11 protein-coding genes are annotated in these 15072 nt (G+C 71.9%); 10 read left to right on the plus strand and 1 reads right to left on the minus strand.

From position 1 onward, the window contains the following. Window positions 1-3: 3 nt before the first annotated feature. The 10 genes from rsgA (at window position 4) to ACEN8D_RS04515 (ending at window position 13265) form a co-directional block, all read left to right on the plus strand. On the plus strand, window positions 4-1050 hold the full coding sequence (gene rsgA, locus ACEN8D_RS04470) for a ribosome small subunit-dependent GTPase A (RefSeq protein ID WP_070416372.1): 1047 nt from the start codon (window positions 4-6) through the stop codon (window positions 1048-1050). 157 nt (window positions 1051-1207) lie between these two features. After that, a complete protein-coding gene (locus ACEN8D_RS04475; RefSeq protein ID WP_413399310.1) occupies window positions 1208-2320 on the plus strand; it encodes a hypothetical protein in 1113 nt (370 codons plus the stop codon). A gap of 20 nt (window positions 2321-2340) precedes the next feature. Further along, the gene (locus ACEN8D_RS04480; protein WP_083294964.1) at window positions 2341-3123 is read left to right on the plus strand and encodes an inositol monophosphatase family protein; all 783 of its coding nucleotides are present in this window, start codon (window positions 2341-2343) and stop codon (window positions 3121-3123) included. A gap of 663 nt (window positions 3124-3786) precedes the next feature. Continuing rightward, complete coding sequence (locus ACEN8D_RS04485; RefSeq protein WP_413461730.1) at window positions 3787-6483, plus strand: helix-turn-helix transcriptional regulator; 2697 nt, start codon at window positions 3787-3789, stop codon at window positions 6481-6483. 417 nt (window positions 6484-6900) lie between these two features. Then, window positions 6901-8715 carry a glutamine--fructose-6-phosphate transaminase (isomerizing) gene (gene glmS / locus ACEN8D_RS04490; RefSeq protein WP_413461834.1) on the plus strand — a complete coding sequence of 605 codons (1815 nt, stop codon included), beginning with the start codon at window positions 6901-6903 and terminating at the stop codon, window positions 8713-8715. A 29-nt stretch (window positions 8716-8744) separates the two neighbouring features. Next, complete coding sequence (locus ACEN8D_RS04495; RefSeq protein WP_261647065.1) at window positions 8745-8879, plus strand: hypothetical protein; 135 nt, start codon at window positions 8745-8747, stop codon at window positions 8877-8879. Further along, complete coding sequence (locus ACEN8D_RS04500; protein ID WP_413399827.1) at window positions 8876-9589, plus strand: M50 family metallopeptidase; 714 nt, start codon at window positions 8876-8878, stop codon at window positions 9587-9589. Before ACEN8D_RS04495 ends, ACEN8D_RS04500 begins: the two co-directional genes overlap by 4 nt. Before the next feature lie 216 nt (window positions 9590-9805). After that, a complete protein-coding gene (locus tag ACEN8D_RS04505) occupies window positions 9806-10339 on the plus strand; it encodes an NUDIX domain-containing protein (protein WP_495601171.1) in 534 nt (177 codons plus the stop codon). A 208-nt stretch (window positions 10340-10547) separates the two neighbouring features. Further along, window positions 10548-11957, plus strand: coding sequence for an O-acetylhomoserine aminocarboxypropyltransferase/cysteine synthase family protein (locus ACEN8D_RS04510; protein ID WP_413461607.1), 1410 nt, complete (start codon window positions 10548-10550; stop codon window positions 11955-11957). Window positions 11958-11960: 3 nt separating this feature from the next. Then, window positions 11961-13265 (plus strand): LLM class flavin-dependent oxidoreductase, encoded by a 1305-nt coding sequence (locus tag ACEN8D_RS04515; RefSeq protein ID WP_261647060.1) that lies wholly within the window; start codon window positions 11961-11963, stop codon window positions 13263-13265. Window positions 13266-13290: 25 nt separating this feature from the next. Here ACEN8D_RS04515 and ACEN8D_RS04520 read toward each other — a convergent pair whose 3' ends face one another. Further along, window positions 13291-14955, minus strand: a complete 1665-nt coding sequence (locus tag ACEN8D_RS04520) for an APC family permease (RefSeq protein WP_413398885.1) — start codon at window positions 14953-14955, stop codon at window positions 13291-13293. Window positions 14956-15072 lie beyond the last annotated feature (117 nt).

Below are 15072 nucleotides of genomic sequence, written 5' to 3' on the forward strand. Positions count from 1 at the left end.
GCGATGAGCTGGTGGGACGACGTCGACGGCGACGACTCCGACGCGGACGAGCCGTACGGGCAGTACGACGAGTCGAGCGTCCGGGTCCGCCCCAACCCGAAGGGCAACCGCCCTCGCACGAAGGTCCGTCCGACGTACGAGGACGCCCCCACGGGGTGGGTGACGAACGTCGACCGCGGGCGCTTCGGCGTGCTCGTCGGGGACCGGGTCATCACGGCCACGAAGGCCCGCGAGCTGGGGAAGAAGTCCGTCGTCACCGGCGACACGGTCCACCTCGCCGGCGACGTCTCCGGCGAACCGGGCTCCCTCGCGCGCATCGTGAAGGTCGCCGAGCGCACCACGCTGCTGCGCCGGAGCGCCGACGACACCGACGAGGTCGAGCGCGTCATCGTGGCGAACGCCGACCAGATGCTCATCGTCGTGGCCGCCGCCGACCCCGAGCCGCGCACCCGACTGATCGACCGGTACCTCGTGGCGGCGTTCGACGCGGGCCTCGACCCGATCCTCTGCATCACGAAGACCGACCTCGCCGATCCCACCGAGTTCCTCGCGCACTTCGCCTGCCTCGACCTGCGCATCGTGACGAGCCGCTCGGACGACGTGCCGTTCGACGCCCTGCACGAGGTCCTCGACGACAAGGTGACCGTGACCGTCGGGCACTCGGGCGTCGGCAAGTCGACGCTCGTGAACGCGCTGACCGGGTCCTCCCGGGCCACCGGGGTCGTCAACTCGGTGACCGGTCGGGGACGGCACACCTCGTCGTCGTCGATCGCGCTGCAGGTGCGGGACGGCGGGTGGATCATCGACACCCCGGGTGTCCGGTCGTTCGGGCTCGGACACGTCGACCCCGCGAACGTGTTCCGTGCCTTCGCCTCGCACGCCGTGCCCGTCCGCGAGCCGGCGGACGGGATCCCCCTCTCCCAGGCGCACGACTGGGAGATCGTCGACCGGGTGCAGGCCGGCGAGCTCGGGTCGACCGGGGTCGAGCGGCTCGACTCGTTCCGGGCACTGCTGACCGGCATGGGCGCCGAGGACCCGGGCACGGAGTAGCGCGCCCGCACCGCACCGTCCTCGGCGGCACCCGGGTCGACAGGTGTGCACCGACGTTGTACAGTTGCCCTTCGTGTCTGAAGTTGCAAAGTACAACTTTGCGCCGACCCCCGCCGTCGACGCCCCGTCCTCCCCCATGACGACAACGACGTCGCACGTGCACACAACCTCCCCCCACAACCACTCGCACGCCGCCCCTCGGGCCTCCAGGGCCCCGCGTCAGCCGAACGGCCCGTCGACGCTCCGTCCTCAGGGACTCGGCCGCACCCTGCTGAGCTTCGGCTCGCACATCCTCGTGCCCCTCTTCCTCGCGATCGGCATGGGTCTCGCCTACCTCGGCGCCTTCCACGCCCCGACGCCGCACGACCTCCCGGTCGGCATCGTCGGACAGGGTGCGGCGACCCAGGTGTTCGCACAGACCGTCACGGACGAGTCGGACGGCGCCCTCGTCACCCACGTCGTGTCCTCCACCGCCGAGGCCGAGCGCCAGGTCCGTGACCGCGACCTCGCTGCCGTGTACGCGCCGACCACGACCGGGGCGACGCTCTACGTCTCGACCGCGGCGTCGGAGACCACCGCCAGCGCGGCCCAGAAGATCTTCATGCCGATCGCCTACCGGTCGCACCTGCCCTTCACGGTGCAGGACGTCGTGCCCTCCGGCGACGAGGACACCACCGGACAGGGCCTGTTCTTCCTGCTCGTCGCCCTGAGCGTCGGCGGCTACGCGTCCGCGATCGCGGTGGCCGCCTTCTCCACCCGGCTGCGACCGCTGTGGACCGCCGTCACCGGCCTCGCGACGGCCGGAGTGGTCGCGGGCATCGGCATCCTCATCGCCGGTCCGCTGTACGGCATCATCACGACGAACCGGTGGGAGATCTTCCTGTTCGCCTGGATGTACGACGCGATCATCGTCGCGCTCGGGGTCGGCCTCCACCCGCTGCTCGGTCGGTGGACGACCCCGATCCTCACGATGCTGTTCGTGATGCTGAACTTCACGTCCTCCGGTGGCATCTTCCAGCCGTCGTTCCAGCCGGGGTTCTTCGCCGGCCTCAACACGTTCTGGAGCGGCGCCGCCTGGCTGCAGGCAGCGCAGGACCTGCAGTACTTCCCGGGCGCCTCGCTCGGTCGGTCGTCGCTCGTGCTTGCGCTGTGGCTCGCCGCAGCCGTGCTGCTCTGCGTCGTCGTGCACGGTCTCGTCGCCCGCCGGGCCCGCATCGCCCGTGCGCGCGAGGTCACCGCCCTCGAGGAGGAAGAGGTCGTAGCGGCGTAGCCCCCGCTACGCTGGCGACCGTGGACCTCAGCGCCGACCTGGACTTCGCCCGCTCCCTCGCCGACACCGCCGACGCGATCAGCCTCGAGCGGTTCCGTGCCGCCGACCTGCACGTGTCGAAGAAGGCCGACAGCACGCACGTCACCGACGCCGACCAGGCGGTCGAACGAGCGCTCCGCGAGCGGCTCGGTGCCGAGCGTCCCGACGACGCCTTCCTCGGCGAGGAGACCACCGCCGACACCGGCGCCGAGGCCGTCAGCGAGGGCCACCGCCAGTGGGTGGTCGACCCCATCGACGGCACCGCGAACTACCTCCGCGGCGTCCCGGTCTGGGCCACCCTCATCGCGCTCGCGGTGGACGGGCGCCCGGTCCTCGGCGTCGTGAGCGCCCCCGCCCTGGGCAAGCGCTGGTGGGCGGCCGAGGGGCTCGGCGCGCACTCCTTCGACGGACCACTGCACGTCTCCGGCGTCGACTCCCTGGCCGAGGCCAGCCTGAGCTACAACAGCATCCAGCAGTGGGACGACGACGACCGCCTGGACGCCCTCGTGACGCTCTCCCGTCGGGTCTGGCGTACCCGGGCCTACGGCGACATGTGGTCGTACATGCTCGTGGCCGAGGGCGTCCTCGACGTCGCCGGCGAACCCGACCTCAAGCCGTGGGACATGGCGGCGCTCGTGCCGATCGTCGAGGAGGCCGGTGGCCGGTTCACCTCGCTCGACGGCGATCCCGGTCCCTGGCACGGCAGCGCCCTCGCGACGAACGGACTCGTGCACGACGCCGTGGTCGAGGTCATCCGCCGCTGACGGCCCCGAACGCCCGGCGCGTGCAACTGTTGCACGCGCCGCGGTGCGACATCGTCGACGTCGTACGACAGCGGCCTCGTCGCAGTCCCGCGCGCGCAACCGTTGCGGCCGCGCGGAAGCGACATCATCGACGTCGTACGACATCGGCGTTGTCGTTCCGAGTCGGCACGAACACTCGACCGACGACCACCCAGCGGGTCGGCCCTGCGGCGGACACCGGCTGTACCCCGGTTTCGTACCGCGGATCGCCGGAGCCGATCCCGGAACACCCCCCGAGGGGGGCACGTGGCCCCCCGGACTGGGGACACCGAGGGTGGACATCGGATTGCGGAGACCGGCCATCCGAGCCAGAACCTGAGTTATCTTGCTTTCAGGCGACAGGTCAGGTGCCGCTTCGGAGTCCCTAGCTCCGAACGGGATGCCAGACCGGTCGTGCTTCGTCCGAAGACCCTAACCCGAGGGGTGATACAGACGATGACTTCATCGTTCCCGAGCGGAACCGAGTGCACCCTCACTCGTCATCCGCATTCCGTTTCCGACTGCTCCGGCACGCGTTCTTCCCTGCGTGCCCCACGTCCGGCTCTGCGCGCGGTCACCCGCCGTGCCTCCGACCGGTCCCTCTCCTCCGTTGCATCCGCTTCCGGGCCCGGAGGCCGGTGAGTCATGGCACTCACCGGTCGCCGTCTCGAGGTCGACCGGATCGCGACCCTCGCTGTACTCCCTCGTGAGTCCGCGATGGTCGTCGTCGGCGACCCTGGTTCCGGACGCAGCAGCGTCCTCGACGCGGTGTCCAACCGCGTCTCCCTCCCCGTCGTACGCGTCGGAGTGAACGGGAGTGAGTCCCACTGGCCCCTGGCCGGCGTGACCTCGCTCTTCACCGCACTCGACGATCCCCGTGCGACGGCCCACATCGCGCACCTCCTCCAGGGGAGCGCACCCGTCGACCGGCAGACGCCGGGGCTGGCGGCGGCGCACGACTTCCTCGACGCCGTGCACGCCCTCACCCTGCCGCCGACGCTCGTGCTGATCGACGACCTCGACCGCATGGACGTGGAGAGCCAGGAGCTCATCGCGTTCCTCGCGTCGCGGCTCGCCGGCACGGCACTGCGCGTCGTCGCCACGGTCCGCACCGTGCCGCCGGGGGGACCGCTCGCGGCCCTGCCGACGCTCCGGATCGAACCGCTGCCCTCGGACGAAGCACTCGTGCTCGCCCGAGACATGGCTCCGGAAGACGCGAACGAGGGTGTCCTCGCCGTCCTCGCCGAGGAGACCGGTGGCAACCCCGGCGCACTGCGCGAGCAGCTCGCCGTGCTCAGTCGCGAGCAGCTGAACGGCTCCGAGCCGCTCGTGCTGCCGCTCCGACCGACCCCGACCACCGAGGCCATCGCGGCCCTGGTGCTCGGTTCCGCAGCAGGACGCGATCTGGACGTCCTGGCGCGGTTGGCCCTCGTCCCCGTGGCGAAGACCACCGGTTGGGACCGCGACGAGCTCGACGACCTGGCACACGCCGGACTCACGACCGTCAAGGGGCAGACCGTCTCGGTCCGCGATCCCCTGGTCCGTTCCGCGCTGTACTGGCGGATGCCGGCACGGGACCGTCGGGCCGCGCACACGGAACTCGCCGCGGCGAGCGCCGAGTCCGACCCGCGTGCGGCCGCGTGGCACCGCAGCTTCGTCGACGACGTCCCGGACGTGGTCGCACTGCTCCGTGCAGCCCGCTCGTACGTCGTGGACGGCAACGCCCAGGCCGCGGTCGTGCTCACCGAACGCGCCCTGCACATCGGTTCCGGGCACGAGGACGAGCACGCGGCGCTCCTCGGTGTCGCCGAGGCCCTGCTCGCGAACCGGCTGCTCGGCTTCGCCGCGCGGTACCTCGCCGCGATCCGGCCGTTCCGAGCGACCGCGGACGAGACCCGGCGGCTCCGGCTGTCGTACTCGGTGCAGTACCTCAGCGGCGACGCCGTGCACGCGGACGAGCTCCTCGTGCCGGTCGACCCCGAGAACGCCGCCGAGGCGGACGCGCTCAGCGGACTCCTCGCGATGGTCGCCTCCTTCCGGGCCGAGGCCTGGGAGCTCGACCACGCCAGGGACCTCCTCGCCCGGGCCGAGCCGCTCAAGGGGTCCGCGTCCGCGCACACCCTGGAGATCACCGGGACCGTGCACGAGCTCATCGCCGCGGTCGACGGGACCCTCCCGGCCGACACGGCCCTGCACGACGGGCTGTCCACCGCGACGCTGGTCGGCATGTCCGACCCGGCGCTGCTGCTGCTCGCCCACGCGTTGAGCATCGCCGAGCGGTACCGGAGCGCACGCCGCGTGTTCGCCCTCGTCCTCGCACGGGGACAGCAGGCCATGCCGGTCTGGACCGAGGCCGCGCGCTACCTGTCCGCCGAGAACGAGGTGCGCTCCGGGAACTTCCGGCAGGCGCTCCGCGCGATCGACGTGTGGGAAGCTGGGTCGTCGGTGGTCGAACGGCTCCGCGAGCCGTCCCGTGCCATCGCCCTGGCCTGGCGGCACTTCGCCGAGGGGCGCTCCCCCGAGGCGCTCGAGGTCATCGACCGGTGCCTCGCGCAGCGCTCCACGAACCGACTGTGGGGTGCGACCGCCAAGCTGCACGCCCTCCGCGGCCGGGTGCTGCTGCTCGACGGTCGGCTCGACGAGGCGGCGGCCTCGCTCGAGGCGGCGGACGCGATCGGTCGTTCCCTGCGGAACCCGGCGCTGCTCCGGCACCTCGGCGACCTGGTGGAGGCGTACACGCGACTCGACCGGATCGACGACGCCCGGGCGATCGCCGCACGGCTGGCGGCGGACCACCACGCCCGCCCGTCGCGCTGGGGCGCCCTCGTCCTGGCACGGAGCCTCGCGCTGGTCGCGGACGACACCACCCGTGACACCGCGCGTCGCCGTGCACTGGAGCTGTTCCAGCCGCACGACTCGCAGTTCGAACGTGCTCGGACCTTCGCGGCGCTCGCTGCCGTGGGGACCCCAACGGAGCGTCCGCGCCTCGGTGCGGCCGCTGCGGCGGCGTACGAGGCGGCGGGGCTCCGGCGTCCGCTGGCCACCCCGGCCGCGACGGTCGCGATGCCGGTCTTCGGCTCGCCGACGTCGCTCCGGTCCGGGCCGGTGCTGTCCGCGCAGATGCCCGGGACGCCGCGCAGCGCGCCGGACGCGTCGGCGGTGCTCACCTCGCTCACCGCGGAGGAGCGCGCCGTCGTGCAGAAGGTGACGGAGGGGTACCGCAACCGCGAGATCGCCTCGTCGCTCTTCATGTCGCAGCGGACGGTGGAGCTGCGGCTGACGCAGATCTACCGCAAGGTGGGGGCGCGCTCGCGTTCGCACCTGGTCGCGCTGCTCACGTAGTCGAGACGCGACCCACCACCGGACGGGAGGCGCGGTGCCAGCTGGCACCGCGCCTCCCGTTCGTCGTCGGTGCGGGCCGTGGATGCGGGTTGCGGGACTCCGCACGCCCTGTCCTCCGAACGGGGGACCGCTCGCGGTGAACCGCAAGAGCGGGCGACGACCGTTGCCGTGTCACCGACCGGCGGGTGATGCTTCTCCTGCACCGACCGCCGTGCTCCTCCGGGAGCCCGCCCGTGGTACCCCGTCCGGTACCCGAACCGTCGGCCCACGAACGCCGTCGTCCGTCCTCGCCTGATCCGAGGACGGGCGGCGCCCCGGGCCGGCGGACCGGACGCACGGCAGACCCGACGGCGGTCGGTGCCGCAAGGCTCCTCCCTCCCCCACCCGAGCTGCTCCTCCCACCCGAAGGGAAACCAGATGTGCGGCATCATCGCGGCCCGCGTCACCGACGACGCGACCCCCTACCTGCTCGACGGACTCGAACGACTCGAGTACCGCGGGTACGACTCGGCGGGCATCGCCGTCCGGACCGCCCACGGCGGCACCGAGACCATCCGGTCCGTGTCGCGCGTCGGTGACCTGCGCACGCTCGTCGCCGCACGCTCCGGCGACGCGCTGACGGGGGTCGGGATCGGGCACACCCGGTGGGCCACGCACGGCGTCGTGCGGGAGGCGAACGCGCACCCGCACGCCGACTGCTCCGGCCGGATCAGCATCGTGCACAACGGCATCGTCGAGAACGCCGACCGGCTCCGTGCGACGCTCGAGCGCCAGGGCCACGTGTTCTCGTCGGACGTCGACTCCGAGGTCATCGCGCACCTCGTCGAGCGGGCGCTCGCGGTGGACCCGGACCTCATGCTCGCGGTGCAGATCGCGACCGCGCAGCTCGAGGGCTCGTGGGCGATCGTGGTGCTCGACGCCCGGGACGGCCGCATGGTCGTCGCCGCCGAGCGCTCCCCCCTCGTCGTCGCACGGTCCGCCCGCGGCGACTTCGTGGCGAGCGACATCGGGGCGATCGCCGAGTGGTGCGAGACCTTCGTGGCGCTCCGCGACGGCGACGTCGTCGAACTCGGCGAGGCCTGGACGTGGTCGTCCTCCGGCGTCACGGTCCCCGTGCCCTTCCCGACGCCGTCCCCGTTCGCCGCGACTGCGCTCGACCTCGGCGACCACCCGGACCACATGGCGAAGGAGATCGAGGAGCAGCCGGAGGTCGTCGCCTCGATCCTCGACCGGGTCGCCCGCCGGGCCGCGGACGGCAGCATGTGGGTCGGCCTGGGGCTCCCCGGGTTCCACCGACTGGCGATCGTCGCGTGCGGCACCTCGCTCAACGCCGGGCAGGTGATCGCCACCGCGCTGCGCGGGATCGGCGGCGTGCCGACGGACATCGTCGTCGCGAGCGAGGCCGACCAGGCGGTGCTCGGCCCGGGCACGCTCGTGGTCGCCATCAGCCAGTCCGGCGAGACCGCCGACGTCCTCCGCGCGCTCGACCGCTTCGAGGACCGGCACCCGGTGCTCGCGCTCACGAACAACGTGCACTCGTCCCTGGCCCGACGGGCGGACGCCGTGCTCGACTGCCACGCCGGCCCGGAGATCGGTGTCGCCGCGACGAAGACGTTCACCGCGCAGGTCGTCGTCGGCGTCGCCGCGGTGATCTCCGCGCTCGTCACCTCGGGTCGGATCGACGGCGAACGCGCGGCCGCGCTCGTCGGCGAGCTCTCCGACCTCCCCGCCCGCATCGACCACGCCGCCGCGATCGCCGCCGACCGCATCCCGCTGCTCGTCTCGAGCGTCAAGGACGCGACCGGCTTCCTCTTCCTCGGCCGCGGTGCCGGGCTGCCCTACGCGGCCGAGGGCGCGCTCAAGCTCAAGGAGCTCAGCTACCGCTGGGCCGAGGCCTACCCGGCCGGCGAGCTGAAGCACGGCCCGCTCGCCCTCGTCGACGAGGGGACCCCGGTCGTCGTCATCGACCACGGCGACCACCGACTGCAGGCGAACATCGCCGAGGTCCGTGCCCGCGGCGGGTTCGTCATCACGATCGGCGGCGAGGGGTCGGACATCCCCGCGCTCGGCCGTCGCATCGTCGGCGACCTCGCCTGGGGTCGCGCGACCGCACCGTGGGGTCCGCTCGAGGCCGTCGTCCCGCTGCAGATGCTCGCCCGCGAACTCGCGCTCCAGCTGGGGTGCGACGTGGACAAGCCGAGGAACCTCGCCAAGTCGGTGACGGTCGAATAGCCAGGCACACGCGCTTCAACCGCCTGACGGTGTTCCTCGCCGTCCTCACGGCGCTCGCCATCGTCGCGACGGTCATCGTGATCGCCGCGACGCTGGTGCCGTCGTTGCTCCCCCAGGGTCTTGCCGGGTTCGTCACGGACGGTGCTGCGATCCTGGTCCCTTGACCACCGCAGCCCCGCCCCTCGTCGTCGTCGCGCTCCTCGTGGGCGCGGTCCTGCCGTTCGTGCCGTTCGTCGGCCGGGTGGCGCGCATCGCCGCGACGATCGCGCACGAGGTCGGGCACGCCGTCGTCGTCGTGCCGTTCGGCGGACGCATCCAGCGCATCGAGTTGCACCCGGACGGCTCGGGCGAGGCATGGGTCCAGCTCGGGCGCGTCCCCGGTGGGATCCGGTGGCTCGTGCGGATCGTCAACCTCTACGCCGGCTACAGCGCGCCGCTCTGGGCAGGCGTGCTGCTCGTGACCGGGGTGCTTCACGGGTCACGGTGGGTGCCCGTCGTGGTCCTCGGCGTCGTCGGGCTCGTCGCGCTCGCGTTCGTGCGGAACTGGTTCGGGATCCTCGTGGTCCTCGGCTTCGACGCGCTCGCGCTCTGGGTCGCCCTGCGCCCGTCCGAGACGACCGTGCTCGTCGTCGCCGCGGTCGGGGCGTTCTTCGTCGTGGACGGGCTGCGCTCGGTGGTGCAGGTCGCCCGGTGGCTCGCGACCGGGGCCCGTGTGCAGACCGACTTCCACATCGCCGCGGCCGAGATGCGGGTGCCGGCGTCGGTCTGGTTCGTGCTGTTCGTCGCCGTGAACGCGGTCGCGGTGTGGCTCGCGCGCGGTCCGCTGCTCGAGGTGTGGGCGACCGTCTCAGACGGGGTCCGCGCGCTGTTCTGACGCGTGCGGCGGCGGGCGGCGGGCCGTGGGCCGTGGGCCGTGGGCCGTGGGCCGCGGCCGACTCGGAACGACATCGTCGCTGTCGTACGACATCGACGTCGTCGCAACCCCGCGCGCGCAACAGTTGCGCACGCGCGGCAACGACGAGCCCGCCGTCGTACGACATCGACGTCGTCGCAACCCCGCACGCGCAACGACCGCTGCGAGGATGACGACGTGCACCTCGACGACGTGACCACCGCCCTCGCCGCGACGACCGCTCCGCACCGCGACCGCTTCCTCGAGTTCGTGCGGACCCACGGCGACGCGGCACTCCGACGCGACGGCGGCCCGGAGCACCTCACCGCGTCGTGCTTCGTGTTCTCGCCCGACCTCGGGAGCGTGCTGCTGTGCCTGCACCGCAAGGGCCGGTTCTGGGTGCAGTTCGGTGGACACCTCGAACCGGGCGACCGCGACCTCGCCGAGGCCGCCCGTCGCGAGGCCCGCGAGGAGTCGGGCATCGCCGACCTCGACCTGCTCGACACCTCCGTGGCCGACCTCGACCGGCACGACCTGCACGGGGGCTTCACCTGCGCCGCGCACTGGGACGTCGGCTTCGTCGCCGCGGTCGATCCCGCTCGGGCGACCACCGTCAGCGACGAGAGCGACGACGTCCGGTGGTTCGCCCTCGACGCACTGCCCGAGGGCCTCGCGCCCGGGCTGCCCGCACGCCTGGCCGCGGTGGTCGCCACGGTCGCGCACCGCGACTGACACCGGACGGGAGGCGCGGGTCGGCGCCGACCCGCGCCTCCAGTCCGGTGCGTGCGCACCTTCCGACGTCACACGCGTCGATCGACGGGTGCAGTGTCGCGATCGCCGCGCGAACGCGCCCGCCGCCCGCCGTAACGGAACGCCGCAAACGGGAACCGTGGGGAGAAGCCTGCGAGAGTACCGGCACGACGACGGCAGGAGGTGTCCCGTGACGGACGAGGCGCACGGTTTCGCGACCGAGCAGGTGCACGGCGGGTTCCAGCCCGACCAGGGCCACGGTGCGAGGGTCCCCGCGATCCACATGTCCTCGGGCTTCCTGTTCGACGACTTCGACCAGGCCCGCGACCGCTTCGCCGGGACCGACGACGGCTACACCTACACGCGGCTCGGCAACCCCACGAACGCCGACGTCGAGCGCCGGGTCGCGCTGCTCGAGCGCGGCGTCGAGGCGATCCTGGTGGGCAGTGGGCAGGCCGCCGCCACCGTCGCGTTCCTCGGCATCCTGCAGGCCGGCGACCACGTCGTCGCGGCGCGCAGCATCTACGAGGGCACCAAGGGCCTGCTCGTGCAGAACCTCGGACGCCTCGGGATCGAGGTCGACTTCGTCGCGGACCAGCGCGACCTCGACGAATGGGCGCGACTCGTCCGCCCGAACACGAAGGCCTTCTTCGCCGAGACGATCCCGAACCCGAAGAACGACGTCCTCGACATCACCGGCGTCGCCGACACCGCGCACCGTGCGGGTGTGCCGCTCATCGTCGACAACACCCTCGCGACGCCGTACCTCGTGCGTCCGGTCGACCACGGCGCCGACATCGTCGTCCACTCGGCGTCGAAGTTCCTCTCCGGCCACGGTGCCGGACTCGGCGGCGTGGTCGTCGACGGCGGCACCTTCGACTGGTCGGCGACTCCGGACCGCTGGGTGCACCTGACCAGCCCGGAACGGTCGCTCGGCGGCGAGAGCTACGTCGAGCGCTACGGCAGCCGCGCGTTCGTCGTCTTCGCACGCGACGTCGTCGCCTCGCGCATCGGCCCGACGCCCTCCCCCTTCAACTCCTTCCTGCTCCGCCAGGGCATCGAGACGCTGTCGCTGCGCGTTGAACGCCACAGCGCGAACGCGCTGGCCGTCGCGTCCTTCCTGGAGCAGCAGCCGGAGGTGACGAGCGTCGACTACGCGGGTCTCGCCTCCAGTCCGTTCCACGACCTCGCCCAGCGTTACCTGCCGCGCGGTGCCGGGTCCGTCTTCGCGTTCACGCTGGACGGCGGCGAAGCCGCCGCGCGGACCTTCATCGACAGCGTCCAGCTGTTCAGCCGGATGACCCACCTCGGTGACGTCCGCTCGCTGATCCTGCACCCCGCCACCACGACGCACGCCGGCAAGACGCCCCAGGAACGGGCCGACCAGGGCATCGACGACGGCCTCATCCGACTGTCGGTTGGCATCGAGGACGTCGCGGACCTGGTCCGCGACCTCTCGCGCGGGTTCGCCGCGGTGCGCGGCGCGGGGGCGGGCGCTGTCGGCGCTGTCGGCCAGGAGGCGCGGGTCGGCTCCGACTCGGAGCTCGCCTCCCTCGAACACGCCGTTCCCGGCAACCACGTCATCGCGGAGGAACTCTAGGCAATGGCCGGACTGCAGCACTTCGGGTACTTCTTCTCGCGCGGGTTCGGCCCGCAGGCGTGGGGCCGGTCCGACTGGGACTGGGGGCACGACTGGACGAAGCCCGACCTGTACCAGCAGTCCGTCCGCGCCCTCGAGCAGGCCGGCATGGACCTCGTCATCGCCGAGGACGCGATCTCGCTCGGCAACCCGTCGACGCTCGACCTGCGGATCCGGCAGGCGTACGGCGGCCCGAAGCACGACCCGCTCCTGCTCGCGCCGTACCTGTTCGCCGCGACCTCGCACATCGGCATCGCCCCGACCGTGAACGCCGGGTTCACTCCGCCGTACCTCGCCGCACGGCAGTTCGCGACGCTCGCGCACCTCTCCGGCGACCGCTTCGGCGTCAACGTCGTGACGGACACCGGGAGCGCTCGGCACGCCGGGCTCGCCCCGCTCCCGCACGACGCGGCGTACGACCGCGCCGAGGAGTGGTTGCAGCTCGTGCGGCGGCTCTGGCACTCGTGGGGTTCCGGGTACGTCGGGGACCGCTCCGACTGGCACTTCGCCGACGGCGACGCCCTCGACGCGTTCCACCACGAGGGCGCCTACTTCACCGCGGACGGCCCGCTCAACGCCCTCCCGCTCGACTCCGACCCGATCGTGGTCTCCCCCGGTGGCTCCGGCCGCGGGCTCGGGTTCGCCGGCACGCACTCGGACGTGCAGCTCGCGCTCGCACCGCTGTCCGCGGCAGCCGTGCGGGACTACCGCGCGCGGGTGCTTTCCGCCGCGGCCGACGCCGGACGCACTGCCGACGCCCTGCGGATCCTGTTCGTCCTCAAGCCCGAGATCGTGTCGTCGGCGGCCGAGGCGGACCGCGTCGTCGACGCCTCCCGGCACCCGTCCGACGACGACCTCCGCACCGCGGCGATCGCGTGGTCGAGCGACTCCGAGACGGACCTGCTCGCGCTCGACCTCGACGCGCCGATCCCGGCCGGCACGTTCGGCGACCACGTCTCGGCCGGGACGATCCGCGGCCTCGTCGGCGACACCCCCGACGCACCGCTGCGCACGCTCCTGGAGCGCAAGGCCCGGAAGGGTCGGGTGTCCTCGCGCGAGGGCTTCGTCGGGACCGCCGACGAGTTCGCGGACTTCATCGAGGAGCTCGGCGCGGACGCGGACAACGACGGCATCATCTTCTCGGGCGACCTGCACCCGGCGCAGGTCTACCGGATGCTCGGCGACCTCGTGCCGGTGCTCCGGCGCCGTGGGCTCCTGCGACGGGAGTACGGCGCCGGAGGCATCCGGCAGAACCTGTTCGACTTCTGAGACCGCGCGCCCCGTGGCGCGGGTCCTAGTGGTGGACGGGCTCCACGACGCCGCTCTCCTCGACGTCTCGGACGTCCTCGGCGGTGCGGAGGATCTCGTTGCGGTCGGACGCCGAGTTGATCGCCCAGTAGTAGATCACCAGGGAGAACACCGCCACCACGACGATGTCGATCCACAGCGGGAACACCGGGTGCGTCAGCGGGCCGAAGTCGCTGAGGAACACGATGAGCCCCATGCCGATCAGGTACGGCAGCAGCCACTGGGCCGCCTTCCAGTCCCAGCGCGGGCGGACGCTCGAGGCGCCGCGGAACACGTTGTTCAGGATGATCACCACGGCACCGATGAGGATCGCGACCCCGAGCTTCCAGTCGGTGTCCCACCCGGTCCAGAGGATGATGAGGTTCGCGACGACGAACGCGATCGGTGAGAGCAGCGTCGCGGCCGGCATCCGGTAGGGGCGCTCGACCTCGGGGATCCGCTTCCGGAACGCGCCGAGGGCCAACGGTGCACCCGCGTACATGAGGACGGACGCACTCGTGATGAGGCTGACCAGCCCCTGCCACGATGGGAACGGCGCGAAGCACGCGCACCCGACGACGAACGCCACGATGAGGCCGACCCAGGGCACGCCCTGCTTCGTCGTCCACTCGAAGGCCTTCGGGAAGTACCCGTTGCGGCTGAGGCCGTACGAGATGCGGCTCGTGGCCGTCACGTAGATGAGGCCGGTGCCGGCGGGCGAGATGATCGCGTCGATGAAGATGACCACGGCGAGCCAGGTGATGCCGGCCGCCATCGCGATGTCGGCGAACGGTCCGGTGTACTTCGTGAAGTCCGCGGTCGCCCACGAGCCCTGGATCGCGTCGGAGCGCAGGACGCCGAGGAACACGATCTGCAGCAGCAGGTAGATCACGAGCCCGATGAGCACCGAGCCGATGACAGCGCGCGGGATGTCGCGCTTCGGGTTCTTGGCCTCGCCGGCGAGCTGGTCCGCCTGCTCGAAGCCGAGGAACGCGAAGATGATGCCCGACGTCGACACCGCGGCGAGGATGCCCTTCGCACCCTCGGGCATGAAGCCGTCCGCCGCCGTGAAGTTCGAGCCGTGGAACCCGCTGAACGCCAGGACGATGATGACCAGCAGGGGGATGGCGACCTTCCACCAGGTCGCCGCGGAGTTCGTGTTCGCGAGGATCCTCACGCTGAGCATGTTGATCACCGTGACGACGGCCATCAGGACGATCGCGACCGCGATCCCGGCGCCGGTCAGCAGCTGCTGGGTCTCCCCCTCGATGACCACGGTGTGCAGCCACGGGTGGGCGAACTGCCAGTGCTGCGCGTACTTGATCATCGCCTCGACCTCGATCGGGGCGACCGTCACGGACTGCAGCCACGAGAACCACCCGAAGGAGGCTCCGGCGATGCCACCGAAGGCGATGTGGGGGAACCGCGCTGTTCCACCCGCGATCGGGAACATGCCGCCGAGCTCGGCGTGCACGAGTGCGAGGACGAGGATCGCCACGCCACCGATGAGCCACGAGATGATCGCGGCGGGCCCGGCGGTCTTCAGGGCCTCCTGCGAACCGAAGAGCCAGCCGGAGCCGATGATCGACCCCGTCGAGGCCCAGATGAGCCCGATGAAGCCGACGTTGCGCTTGAGGCCGGAGTCCGGCAGCGCCTGTGTCGTTGTAGCCACTGTTGCTCCTGTCGATGAGCGCCGCCCCTCGGACGGGGGCTGCGCTCATCGACTCTGGCACCGTGACAGCACTTTGGTCGGATTGTTTAACACAATGGAAACAAACGTGCTGTACAA

It is taken from the genome of Curtobacterium sp. Curtsp22 (assembly GCF_059492135.1).

Coding starts and splice junctions, on each gene's coding strand:
- rsgA (WP_070416372.1), top strand. CDS start 4: ATGAGCTGGTGGGACGACGTCGACGGCGACGACTCCGACGCGGACGAG.
- ACEN8D_RS04485 (WP_413461730.1), top strand. CDS start 3,787: ATGGCACTCACCGGTCGCCGTCTCGAGGTCGACCGGATCGCGACCCTC.
- glmS (WP_413461834.1), top strand. CDS start 6,901: ATGTGCGGCATCATCGCGGCCCGCGTCACCGACGACGCGACCCCCTAC.
- ACEN8D_RS04515 (WP_261647060.1), top strand. CDS start 11,961: ATGGCCGGACTGCAGCACTTCGGGTACTTCTTCTCGCGCGGGTTCGGC.